This window comes from Buttiauxella sp. WJP83 (genome assembly GCF_027594725.1).
GTDB lineage: Bacteria > Pseudomonadota > Gammaproteobacteria > Enterobacterales > Enterobacteriaceae > Buttiauxella > Buttiauxella selenatireducens.
Genome location: NZ_CP110080.1, coordinates 1110756 through 1123752, shown reverse-complemented (window position 1 = coordinate 1123752; position 12997 = coordinate 1110756). Strand labels below are relative to the sequence as shown.

The window sequence follows — 12997 nt, the reverse complement described above, 5'->3', positions numbered from 1 at the left end:
CAGTGTAAACCGAAATACCGTTGGGTAATAGGTCTTGACAGAGGTTTTTACGCAAACGATTGGCTCAGCATGGAATAAGGGATTGATGGCAAAAGCCCTACAGAAGCTTTCAGGAGTTTTCTTCATCAATGATGAAGAAAATTCATGTTCTGTGAGCTACATCGACACGCCATGTACCCATTTACAAAGTAGTGCTTTTATTTAACATTGCTCTCTTATAAGATGCATTCAAAATACAACATTAACTTTCAATGTTAAATCAAGGAGCCGCCATGCTTGACGCCCAAACCATCGCTGTTGTGAAATCCACCATTCCCCTGCTCGCCGCCACGGGCCCAAAACTGACCGCACACTTTTACGATCGCATGTTCAGCCATAACCCTGAACTAAAAGAGATTTTCAATATGAGCAACCAGCGCAATGGCGATCAGCGTGAAGCGCTGTTCAACGCAATTTGTGCCTACGCCACTAATATTGAGAATCTTGCAGTACTGCTGCCTGCGGTAGAAAAAATCGCCCAAAAACATACCAGCTTCCAGATAAAACCTGAGCAGTACGACATTGTCGGTGGTCATCTGTTAGCCACACTGGATGAAATGTTCAGTCCGGGCCAGGAAGTGTTGGATGCATGGGGTAAAGCGTACGGCGTGTTGGCGGGCGTGTTTATCCATCGTGAAGCAGAAATTTACCAGGATAACGCGGCGAAAAATGGCGGCTGGGAAGGCACGCGTGCATTCCGCATTGTGGCAAAAGAGCCGCAAAGTACGCTTATCACCAGTTTTGAATTTGCCCCGATTGATGGCGAAGCCGTTGCTGATTATCAGCCAGGTCAATATCTTGGCGTATGGCTAAAGCCAGAAGGCTTCCCGCATCAGGAAATTCGTCAGTATTCTTTAACCCGTAAGCCTGATGGCAAAACTTACCGTATTGCTGTTAAACGTGAAGATAAAGGGCAGGTTTCAAGCTGGCTGCACAACCACGCACAAGTGGGTGACGAAGTGCATCTTGCCGCACCGGCCGGTGATTTCTTTATGGACGTCGAAGCCCAAACTCCGGTGACACTGATTTCTGCTGGCGTCGGTCAAACACCGATGTTGGCGATGCTGGATACGCTGGCGAAAAATGCCCATAGCGCGCAGGTAAACTGGTTCCATGCCGCTGAACACGGCGATGTGCATGCATTTGCCGACGAAGTGAATCAACTTGGTGAGCAGTTACCGCGTTTTGAGCGTCATGTGTGGTATCGCACGCCGGGCGAAAACTGCCGTGCGCAGTCAAAATTCGACAGTGAAGGCTTGATGGATTTACTCGCACAGGAAAGCAAAATCAGCGCCCCGGATATGCAGTTTTACCTCTGCGGTCCGGTCGTCTTTATGCGATTTGCTGCAGAGCAGTTAGTGAAGTTGGGTGTTGAGCAGGACAAGATTCATTACGAGTGCTTTGGACCACATAAAGTGATGTGATTTTGTAGCATATGGGATGGGGAAAACAACCCTCATCCCGGCCTTCTCCCTGAGGGAGAAGGAGAACTTCCCTCTCCTTGGGGAGAGGGTTAGGGTGAGGGCAAACAATGCGAATTAAATCGCGGCGTCGTCTTCTTCACCCGTACGGATACGCACTACGCGCGCCACATCGAAGACAAAGATTTTACCGTCACCGATTTTACCGGTTTGTGCAGTACGAATAATGGTATCCACGCAGGTATCGACGATATCGTCAGTGACCACGATTTCAATTTTCACTTTTGGCAGGAAATCCACCATGTACTCAGCACCACGGTACAGTTCGGTGTGCCCTTTCTGACGACCAAAACCTTTTACTTCTGTTACCGTCATGCCAGTGATGCCAACTTCTGCCAGCGCTTCGCGAACGTCATCCAGTTTGAACGGTTTAATAATCGCATCAATTTTTTTCATGATTCTCTCTGTCTTCCCGCACTTCATCAATAGTTCAAATTACCACAGACTACTCTTTAAAGTCATTGGCATCGAGTTCATGCCGTGAGAGTAATTTGTAGAATTCTGTGCGATTACGCCCAGCAACACGTGCTGCTTGTGTGACATTGCCTTTCGTCATTTGCAACAGTTTGCGTAGATAGTTCAACTCAAACTGATTACGCGCTTCGACAAAAGTCGGCAGCGCCGTATTTTCCCCTTCCAGAGCCTGTTGAACCAGCGCTTCGCTGATAACAGGAGCGGAGGTGAGTGCCACGCATTGTTCAATCACATTGACCAATTGGCGCACGTTACCCGGCCAACTCGCCGCCATCAGGCGTTTCATGGCATCGGTCGAAAAACTGCGCACGAAGGGTTTATGGCGATCCGCCGTTTGTCGTAACAGATGATTGGCCAACAACGGCACATCTTCAGCACGCTCATGCAAAGCCGGGATCTTGAGACTCACCACATTCAGGCGGTAGAACAAGTCTTCACGAAACTCGCCCCGCTCCATCGCTTTGGGTAAATCCCGGTGCGTTGCAGACAGAATGCGCACGTCGATATCGAGGTCGCGATTGCTGCCCAATGGGCGCACTTTACGCTCCTGCAACACGCGCAACAATTTGACTTGCAAAGGAATCGGCATATCGCCAATTTCATCGAGGAATAACGTTCCACCTTCCGCGGCCTGGAACAAACCTTCTCTGCTGCTGACCGCGCCGGTAAATGCACCACGCGAATGGCCAAACAGTTCGGACTCCAACAGTTGCTCCGGCAATGCGCCACAGTTGATGGCGATGAAGGCTTTTTTGTTACGCGGGCTGGCGTTATGGATGGCCTGAGCGAGGATCTCTTTGCCGGTACCGCTTTGCCCGTTAATCAGCACGCTGACATCAGACTGCGACACCATACGGGCCTGCTCCAGCAAACGCTGCATGATGGGGCTGCGCGTAACGATAGTATCTCGCCACATGTCATCCCCGGCGATTTGCGAATGTGACAGCGCTTCGTCAATGGCTTTGTAGAGCGCGTCTTTATCAACGGGTTTGGTGAGGAAGCTGAAAACACCCTGTTGCGTAGCGGCAACCGCGTCAGGTATGGAACCGTGAGCGGTCAGAATGATGACCGGCATTCCTGGCTGCACTTTCTGGATTTCGGCAAATAATGCCATACCATCCATTTCATCCATCCGCAGATCGCTGATCACCAGGTCAATTTTTTCACGCCCCAGCAGGCGCAACCCTTCTGCACCACTTTCCGCCGTTGAGACCGTGTAACCTTCACTCGTCAGGCGCATACCAAGGAGTTTTAGCAGACCTGGGTCATCATCAACCAGCAACAATCTGGCGGGTTTACGCTGCGTCATGGTTTCGCCTCCTGCGCGGGTTTGGTGTTGTCCGGTAACTCAGCGGTGGCCGGTTTACGGTTGGAAAGCTGTCGTTCAATATCCGTGAGGTTTTCCAGCTTTCGGGTGGTCAAACTTAACTGACTTCTGAGGCGCTGCTGCTGCTCACGCAGCGTATCGAGCTCATTGTCAGAGCTTTGCTGTAATTTGCTGTAGCGTGTGCGTTCGTCAGAAAGCGCCAGCAATGAAGCCTGTCCATCGCGCCAGACCTGGAACAACGAACGCACTTGCGCCGGGACGTCAGCGGTCATGGCATCCAGCTTAGTCATGTAACGACGACGTTCGGTAGGCGTAATTTTGGCGTTAGAAAGCAAAATGCCGCGCTTGAAGGTGTCGCGCCAGTTATCGGACGGCCAGCGGCGGGCTTCCGCTCGCGCCTGAGCAGGCGCTAAACGTTCGGAGCAATCCATCGCACGCAGCCAGTACAGCGGGTTGGTGGTGGAGTCATGGTTCTGGTTTTGCCAGATATCTTCACAATCCGTCGACAAGTAATCAGCCAGTTGATGCTCCGGCTCTTCGACGACTTGTGGATGTTTTACGTCTTTCGGTGCCGTGTTTTGTACACAGCTCGCCAGTAATAACGGCACTAACAACGCTGAGATTGGGCGAATCGAAACAGAGCTGCCAGGGCGAGATAACCAGCCGTTACGCAGCACGCTAAAAATTGTCACTTTCATTTTTTATTTTTTCTCGGGAAATACAGGCAACTCGATACGGAAGCAAACATCTGCCGTTTCATCGTCAATCAGGTGCAATTCGCCATGCATTCGACGAATACAATCCAGGGCAATACTCAGACCCAGACCGCTACCTTTTACTGCACCTTTACGCTGGTGACTTCCCTGATAAAAAGGTTCAAAGATCATCTCTCGCTCAGCAGACGGAATGGGGTCGCCGGTATTCGCGACATCAATCTGGAGCATGTTACCCATCTGCGAGCTTCGTAGATAAATGGTACCGGATTCAGACCCATAGTGCACCGCATTGGAGTAGAGATTATCCAGCACGCTCGCTAACAACATGGGCTCGGCCAGGCAAGCCACCGGGCTTAAATTGCACTCGGTACGCATCATTTTAGCCCGTGCTGGCAAACTGTGAGCGGCAATAATCGCCTCCATGAGTGGCCCGAGCTCAACTTTCTCCAGTTCGACCGGTACGTCTGCCAGCTTGCGGTTGTAATCCAATAATTGTTCAATCAATTTTTGTAAGTGACGGCTACTGCTATCCAGAATTTCTACGACTTCTTTTTGATCGTTCGTCAATGGGCCGACGACCTGATCGGCAAGCAGTTCAGTGCCTTCTCGCATGCTGGCAAGAGGGGTTTTTAATTCATGGGAAATATGGCGTAAAAACTCATGACGCTGGGATTCAAGCCACGAGAGGCGTTCGCTTAACCAGACAATCCGCTGCCCCACCGAACGCAATTCGCGTGGCCCGCCTTTGAATAACACCGTGTTGCCCAGCGAGTGACCTTCGCCAAGCAAGTTAATCATCCGTTCAATGCCTTTTACCGGGCCGATGATCATGCGCGTAAAGATAATCACCAGCGCGAAACTCAACAGGAATAACACCAGCGCCTGCCAGCCAAAGTATTGGCCGCGCTCGGCAATCTCTTGCTGAAGTTGCTGCCCACGGGAAAAAACTACCGCCCGAGTGGCTTGCATCATTTCGGCATTTTTATTGGCAAAGGTTTCAAGATTTGCAGCAGCGGCAGTATCGGGCCCGCTATTTTTGCATTGTATGTTGGCAAGATCGTTTAGCGACTTGCGCAGAACGTCGTACAGTTGATTGTCAGGCAAGACGCCTGCATGGGCTTCAAGCATCTGCGCGTAGCGCTTGCGTTGGCCCTGGTAAAGCGTGGCGAGCGTGGCGTCATCCAGCACACAGTACTGCCGGTAGCTACGTTCCATTTCCAGCGCCACGTTTGTCATCGCCTGGCTACGACGTGCGTCGACAAGCGTTGTGCGGTTAGTCAGCGCCGCTTGATCGCTTAGCGCATTAAGGCTTTGCCAGGCTTGCCAGGCCAGAACCAACAGCGGAACCAGCACCAACAAAAAAGCCATGATCACTAGCTGGCGTAAAGAGCGCGGGAAAAAGTGCCACTGGTTCAAAAGCTTCATCTCATTGGGATTGTGAGTTATTCGATGCTAGCGGGGATTGGAGGGAGTTTAAAGTTCAGAAACGACAAAGGCAGAGAATAATCTCTGCCTTTGTTCTGGAATTAGGCGGCGCCTTACTCAACGTTTCGCCCGGAGCATGATAAAGCAGTACGAGACTGGCGATAATCAAAAGTCGGACGGCAGGCACCTTGTGTGCGTCATTCTAAGGTTTATGTAGCACAACCCTTGCGGGGGCTGACATAAGAGGGTGAATGAGCCACTGCGCAGTATTATGCAGCATGCGTGCCATGTTTGCTACGAAGTTTATATATAAATGTTTTTATTATGTTTATTCACGAAACAGTCCAATTGCAAGACTGGCTATTTTTTGCCCTTGATGTCGCCTTTTAGCAACACTTTAAATGCCTTATTTTTATATTATTAAAAATCAATTAGTTAAATGTCTCTTATTTGAGACGGTCGTATTTATCAAATGTCGGGAATCGGTGACAAAAAAATCCCCTCGCTCAGCGAAGGGATATGTTCGTTAATGCCGGTCACCCTCACCCCAACCCTCTCCCGCAGGAGAGGGAGAAATCATACAGAGTCAGGTGTGGGGGGGTTATTTAACCGAGTTGCTTACGCGCATTGCGGAAAATGCGCATCCACGGGCTGTCCTCGCCCCAATCAGATGGGTGCCAGGAATTGCTGACAGTACGGAACACACGCTCTGGATGCGGCATCATAATGGTGACGCGCCCGCTTTCGTTGGTGACCGCCGTGATGCCGTTTGGTGAACCGTTCGGGTTAGCCGGGTAGTCTTGCGTAACTTTGCCGAAGTTGTCGATAAAGCGCAGCGCCACCAGCCCCTTGCTTTCCAGTGCAGCCAGATGCGCCGAATCGCGCACTTCAACGTGACCTTCACCGTGAGAAACCGCGATTGGCATATGCGAACCGACCATCCCCTGCAACAGCAAGGACGGGCTGGAGGTCACTTCAACCAGACTGAAGCGTGCTTCAAAGCGATCTGAATGGTTACGCACAAAGCGTGGCCAAAGATCGCTGCCTGGGATCAGTTCACGTAAGTTCGACATCATCTGGCAACCGTTACACACACCCAATGCCAGGGTTTGTGGACGGTGGAAGAAGGTTTCGAATTCGTCACGCACGCGTGAGTTAAACAGAATCGACTTAGCCCAGCCTTCGCCCGCGCCCAAAACGTCACCGTAAGAGAAACCGCCACACGCCACCAGCGCCTGGAAATCTTCCAGACCGCGACGCCCGGCCAGTAAATCGCTCATGTGAACATCGATGGCATCGAAGCCCGCACGATGGAAAGCCGCCGCCATTTCAACGTGAGAGTTAACGCCCTGCTCACGCAGTACGGCAACTTTAGGGCGAGCACCTTTAGCGATGAACGGCGCCGCAATATCTTCTTTGATATCGAAGCTCAGTTTAACGTTCAGGCCAGGATCGTTGTCATTGGCTTTCGCTTCATGTTCTTGATCGGCACAGGCTGGGTTATCGCGTAAACGCTGCATCTGCCAGGTGGTTTCTGCCCACCACATGCGAAGCTGAGTGCGGCTTTCACTAAACACGGCATGACCATCGGCTGTCAGCGTGAAACGGTCACCGGCTACGGCTTTACCGAGGAAGTGAACACATTCCGCCAGACCGTGTTCTGCCAGGGTTTTCTCAACCGCTGCGCGATCCGCCGCTTTAACCTGAATCACCGCGCCCAACTCTTCGTTGAACAGTGCAGCCAGATGGTCGTTACCCAGCGTAGCAATATCCGCTTCCACACCACAGTGACCGGCAAATGCCATCTCCGCCAGCGTCACCAACAGGCCGCCATCGGAACGGTCGTGATAGGCCAACAGTTTCTGCTCAGCAACCAGCGCCTGAATCGCATTAAAGAAGCCTTTAAGCTGTTCTGCGCTGCGAACATCAGCAGGTTTGTCGCCTAACTGACGGTAAACCTGAGACAGCGCCGTTGCGCCCAATGCGTTGTGGCCCGCCCCCAAATCAATCAGCAACAGGGCGTTATCTTCGGTGTGCAGTTGTGGTGTCACGGTGCGACGTACATCTTCGACACGGGCAAACGCCGTGATGACCAGTGACAGCGGAGAGGTCATCTCGCGCTGCTCGTTGCCTTCCTGCCAGCGGGTTTTCATCGACATGGAGTCTTTGCCCACTGGAATCGTCAGGCCAAGCGTCGGGCAAAGTTCTTCACCGACGGCTTTCACCGCTTCGTACAGACCGGCATCTTCACCCGGATGGCCGGCTGCTGACATCCAGTTTGCTGAAAGCTTGATGCGATTGAGCGCGCCAATTTGCGTGGCCGCAATATTGGTTAACGCTTCACCGACCGCCAGACGGCCTGATGCCGCAAAGTCCAGCAATGCAACCGGTGCGCGTTCGCCAAGAGACATCGCTTCGCCGTAGTAGCTATCCAGGCTTGCGGTGGTGACCGCACAGTTAGCCACTGGGATCTGCCACGGCCCCACCATCTGGTCGCGGGCAACCATACCGGTGACCGAACGGTCGCCAATGGTCACGAGGAAGGTTTTTTCAGCGACGGTCGGTAAATGCAGCACACGGTTTACCGCATCAGCAATCGTGATATTACGGCAATCCAGCGCATCGCCCTTCGCTTTCAGGGTTTCGACGTTACGTTCCATTTTCGGGGTTTTACCGAGCAGAACGTCCAGCGGCATATCAATCGGCTGGTTGTCGAAATGGCTGTCGCTGAGCGTCAGATGTTTTTCTTCAGTCGCTTCACCGATGACGGCGTACGGCGCGCGTTCGCGGCGGCAGAGTTCATCAAACAGTGGCAACTGCTCAGGTGCAACAGCCAGAACATAACGCTCCTGGGATTCGTTACACCATACTTCCAGCGGGCTCATGCCAGGTTCATCGTTGAGAATTTTACGCAGATCAAAGCGCCCGCCTCGGCCACCGTCGTTCACCAGTTCTGGCATCGCGTTAGAAAGACCGCCCGCGCCCACATCATGGATAAACAGGATGGGGTTGGCATCGCCCAACTGCCAGCAGCGATCGATAACTTCCTGGCAACGGCGCTCCATTTCAGGGTTGTCACGCTGTACAGAAGCAAAATCCAGATCCGCATCAGACTGGCCGGATGCCATAGAAGAAGCCGCACCACCACCCAAACCAATGTTCATGGACGGACCGCCGAGGACTATCAGTTTTGCGCCAACGGTGATTTCGCCTTTCTGAACATGGTCAGCACGAATGTTACCGATGCCGCCAGCCAGCATGATGGGCTTATGGTAGCCACGCAGCTCTACGCCGTTATGGCTGTTGACTTGTTCTTCGTAAGTACGGAAGTAGCCTGTCAGCGCCGGACGACCAAATTCGTTGTTAAATGCCGCGCCGCCCAATGGGCCGTCAGTCATAATATCCAGCGCCGTCACGATGCGCTCAGGCTTGCCGAAATCTTCTTCCCACGGCTGTTCAAAGCCCGGAATACGCAAGTTGGAAACAGAGAATCCAACCAGGCCCGCTTTAGGTTTAGCACCGCGACCTGTCGCACCTTCATCACGGATTTCGCCGCCGGAACCGGTCGCTGCACCCGGCCATGGAGAGATCGCCGTTGGGTGGTTGTGCGTTTCGACCTTCATCAGGATATGCGCATCTTCCTGGTGGAAGTCGTAGCGGCCTGCATCGTGATCGGCAAAGAAACGCCCTACCACCGAACCTTCCATCACCGCGGCGTTATCTTTATATGCCGATAACACGTAGTCCGGGGTTTTCTCAAAGGTGTTTTTAATCATTTTGAACAGCGACTTAGGCTGCTCGACGCCGTCAATAATCCAGTCGGCGTTGAAGATTTTGTGGCGACAATGCTCGGAGTTCGCCTGCGCGAACATGTACAGCTCAATGTCGTTCGGGTTGCGTCCCAGTTTGGTGAACGCATCCTGCAAATAATCGATTTCGTCATCTGCCAGAGCCAGGCCCAGACGAATGTTGGCTTCAACCAGCGCTTCACGACCTTGAGATAACAGGTCAACACTTTGTACTGGGGCTGGTTGATGCTGTGAAAACAGTTGCTGCGCGTCATTGAGCGAGTCAAACACGCCTTCCATCATGCGGTCATGCAAGAGTGCGGCAACGTCCTGACGTTGCGCCTGAGTCAGCGTGCTGCCGGTGACGTAGTACGCCACGCCGCGTTCCAGACGTTTAACTTTTGCCAAATCGCAGTTATGAGCAATATCGGTCGCTTTAGAGGACCAGGGTGAGATGGTACCAGGACGCGGCGTGACCAGAATTAAGTGGCCGGTCGGGGCGTGGTCGGCAAGGGTTGGACCATATTTCAACAACCGTTGCAGACGGGCGTGCTCTTCAGCCGTTAGCGGCGCATCGAGATCGGCAAAGTGAACATACTCGGCATAAATGTCGCTGACCGGAAGGTTGGCGTCATTAAAACGGGCCAGTAATTTGTTAATACGAAATGCCGATAAAGCGGGCGAACCACGCAGAATTTCCATCATCAAAGATCTCTCGTCTTCGAAACGCCAGGGGGACGCTTCAGTGGGCGCAAGGGGAAAACGGGCGCCATTATAGATAATCCTCCGCCATGACGAAACCGTTTGCGTTGAAATAAACAGATTACTTTTTTGTGATGATAATTTAACCAGAAATGTTGAATAAGTTGCACAGTGGCGTTTTGTTAAGCAAAATGCGCCACACCTTATTGTATAGCCTCCATTTTTGAAGCCTGTTGTTAGCTAAGACTCGACGCCTCGACGCAGATTAACTATTTGAAAAGATTTAAATTTAATTATCTGCTTATCGGTGCCGTAACCGTGTTGCTGGCAGTGGCGCTATGGCCCTCCATTCCCTGGTTCGGACAAGCCGAAAACCGCATCGCCGCCATTCAAGAGCGGGGAGTTCTGCGCGTCGGTACAATTGAGTCGCCGCTGACCTATACCCTTTATCAGGGCAAACAGATTGGCCTGGATTATGAGTTAGCAGAGCAGTTTGCCCACTACCTCGGCGTAAAGCTGGAAGTGACTGTTCGCCCAAATATTCAAGAACTGTTCGACGACATTGATAATGGCAGGGCCGATATTATCGCTGCGGGTCTGGTGTACGACACACAACGCAGTCAGCATTACCGTGCAGGCCCGGCTTACTACTCCGTTTCACAGCAGATGGTTTATCGCATGGGCAGCCCGCGCCCTAAGACACTGGCTGGCATTAAAGAAAACCAATTGGTGCTTTCGCCTGGTGTCACATCTCTGAGTGCGTTGAATAAACTTAAACAACAAAAATACCCGGATTTGAGCTGGCGTATTGATGAGCAACACAGCAGCACAGAATTGTTGCAGCAAGTGGTGGAAGGGAAAATCCCGTTTACTATTGCCGATTCTGTTGCGATCAGCACCTTCCAGCGCGTTCATCCGCAGCTTGCTGTCGCCCTGGACATTACCGACGAACAGCCGGTAACCTGGTTTAGCGCGTTAGACAGCGACGACAGCCTGTCCGCCGCCCTGCTCGACTTTTATAACCGACTCAACAGTGACGACACGTTCGCACGCCTGGAAGAAAAATATCTCGGCCACGTTGGGGATTTTGATTACGTCGATACCCGTACGTTCCTGAAAGCGGTAGATGCCGTGCTGCCTGAGCTTCAGCCATTATTCGAAAAGTATGCCACCGAACTTGACTGGCGTTTGCTGGCGGCCATCTCTTATCAGGAATCACACTGGGATAACCAGGCCACCTCACCAACCGGTGTGCGTGGTTTGATGATGCTCACCAAAAATACGGCCCAAAGCCTCGGTGTCACCGACCGGCTGGATCCAGAGCAGAGTATTGAAGGGGGAAGCCGTTATCTGAAGGATATGGTGGCAAAAGTCCCTGACAGTGTGCCAAAGGATGAACAGATATGGTTTGCGCTGACGGCTTATAACATGGGTTATGCCCATATGCTTGATGCCCGCCAGTTGACGGCAAAACAAAAAGGCAATCCGGATAGTTGGGCAGATGTAAAAACACGGCTGCCGTTACTTAGCCAAAAACAGTATTACTCGAAAACAACGTATGGATACGCCCGTGGTCATGAAGCGTATGCGTATGTGGAGAATATCCGGAAATATTACATCAGCCTGGTGGGGTACTTGCTCGAGAAAGAGAAGCAGGAAGCGCAAGAGCTTAAATATGCCGAGGCGTATCCAGTCGTTGCGCCCGTTGAGTTGGCTATTCCGAGCTTCGGGCCTTTTCCTTTAGGGCCTTTTTCTCAAGACGGCGGGCTCGAAAAAAATCACTCAGCATGGCCGAACACTCTTCTGCCAAAACGCCCTCAGTCACCGTAACCTGGTGATTCATACCAGGATGACCCAGCACGTCCATTAGCGATCCGATTGCGCCGGTTTTGGCATCACGCGCGCCAAACACCAAATGACCGATGCGGCCATGAACCATCGCCCCTGCGCACATTACGCAAGGCTCAAGGGTGACATACAGCGTGGTTTCCAGCAGGCGATAGTTTTGCAACACCAAACCGCCCTGACGCAGCGCCATAATTTCCGCATGCGCTGTGGGGTCATGTCGGCCAATAGGGCGGTTCCAGCCTTCACCTATCACCTGGTTGTTATGCACCAACACCGCACCAACCGGAACTTCGCCTTCTTCCCATGCACGACGAGCGAGAGTCAATGCATGACGCATCCAGTGTTCATGGGTAAATTCGCTTTCTGACAAGGGAGTCTCCGGGCTAGATTTGGGCGGCGCATTATATACCCGTCATACTTCAAACTGCATCTTTGTTGGCTGCATTTACTCACCCGAATCACTTAGTTAACTAAGCTCATCGGGATTCGTTCATTTGCCGCCGCGATGCAGCTCGAATTATTTTGGGTATAGATAGATCTTATATGAGGCGAAATAGCATCATTCCAACTGTTGCAATTGCCCTTGCGGCGTCACACGCCAGCGGTGTTGGCAGAAATAGAGCAAGGGGTTGTCCTGATTGCTGTCGCTATAGCCACTGTAAAGTTGCAGTGGCGTGCCAATCTGCTGTTCGAGCTGAGATACTTTTTCATGCCCCAGGCATCGCAATGTGAGCACCCACCCACCGTGGGAGCGTTTGATTTGGCTGGCAATAAGCTTAACTTTTGGCAGCCACGCCGTATCAAAATAGACCTGCTGCACCAGCGGTTGCGGAGAACCGGTAATCAACCACACATCAGCATCTGAACTGGTGAGGTAATCGGTCAGGCGCTGCTGTACCACGGGAAAAGCGGTCACACGGCTGCGAAACCATGTGACAAAATTCGTTTCCAGTTGTTTGAGGCGCGCCTCGCTGTGACCAAAGGTTGCGCCCCACAATAACAGGCTCATCGGCCAGCGAGCGGCGCGTCCTTTTATCAGCAACGCGCCACCTATCACCGGCAGGAGCGGCGCGACAAGTAACAGATTGAGGGGTTGATGACGCAGCAGGTAGCGCAAGAAGCTGCCAAACATATCCTGCTGATGCAAGGTGCCATCTAAATCGAAAAAAACCACCCGACGCTCACTCTGAATTGCCA

Annotated in this window: 9 protein-coding genes; 2 read left to right on the top strand and 7 right to left on the bottom strand. The window is 52.2% G+C overall.

Annotated features, from left to right (window positions below; genetic code table 11):
* Nucleotides 1-272: 272 nt before the first annotated feature.
* Complete coding sequence (hmpA, locus tag OH773_RS05215) at nt 273-1463, top strand: NO-inducible flavohemoprotein (protein ID WP_270143645.1); 1191 nt, start codon at nt 273-275, stop codon at nt 1461-1463.
* Between the two features lie 114 nt (nt 1464-1577).
* On the opposite strand, the gene glnB is transcribed toward hmpA, so the two are convergent.
* From glnB to purL, 5 genes are all read right to left on the bottom strand, one after another.
* On the bottom strand, nt 1578-1916 hold the full coding sequence (gene glnB / locus OH773_RS05210) for a nitrogen regulatory protein P-II (protein WP_002438074.1): 339 nt from the start codon (nt 1914-1916) through the stop codon (nt 1578-1580).
* Nucleotides 1917-1965: 49 nt separating this feature from the next.
* Complete coding sequence (gene glrR / locus OH773_RS05205; RefSeq protein WP_270143642.1) at nt 1966-3303, bottom strand: two-component system response regulator GlrR; 1338 nt, start codon at nt 3301-3303, stop codon at nt 1966-1968.
* The gene (qseG, locus tag OH773_RS05200; protein WP_270143640.1) at nt 3300-4019 is read right to left on the bottom strand and encodes a two-component system QseEF-associated lipoprotein QseG; all 720 of its coding nucleotides are present in this window, start codon (nt 4017-4019) and stop codon (nt 3300-3302) included. Before qseG ends, glrR begins: the two co-directional genes overlap by 4 nt.
* Before the next feature lie 3 nt (nt 4020-4022).
* On the bottom strand, nt 4023-5462 hold the full coding sequence (locus OH773_RS05195) for a sensor histidine kinase (RefSeq protein WP_442865652.1): 1440 nt from the start codon (nt 5460-5462) through the stop codon (nt 4023-4025).
* Nucleotides 5463-6067: 605 nt separating this feature from the next.
* Complete coding sequence (purL, locus tag OH773_RS05190) at nt 6068-9955, bottom strand: phosphoribosylformylglycinamidine synthase (protein ID WP_270143637.1); 3888 nt, start codon at nt 9953-9955, stop codon at nt 6068-6070.
* Between the two features lie 270 nt (nt 9956-10225).
* Here purL and mltF point away from each other — a divergent pair, with 270 nt between their 5' ends.
* On the top strand, nt 10226-11782 hold the full coding sequence (mltF, locus tag OH773_RS05185; RefSeq protein WP_270143635.1) for a membrane-bound lytic murein transglycosylase MltF: 1557 nt from the start codon (nt 10226-10228) through the stop codon (nt 11780-11782).
* Here mltF and tadA read toward each other — a convergent pair.
* Nucleotides 11667-12137 (bottom strand): tRNA adenosine(34) deaminase TadA, encoded by a 471-nt coding sequence (gene tadA, locus OH773_RS05180; RefSeq protein WP_442865672.1) that lies wholly within the window; start codon nt 12135-12137, stop codon nt 11667-11669. The two genes, mltF and tadA, sit on opposite strands and share 116 nt — an antisense overlap.
* A 222-nt stretch (nt 12138-12359) precedes the next feature.
* Complete coding sequence (gene yfhb, locus OH773_RS05175) at nt 12360-12992, bottom strand: phosphatidylglycerophosphatase C (RefSeq protein ID WP_270145687.1); 633 nt, start codon at nt 12990-12992, stop codon at nt 12360-12362.
* Between the last annotated feature and the right edge of the window lie 5 nt (nt 12993-12997).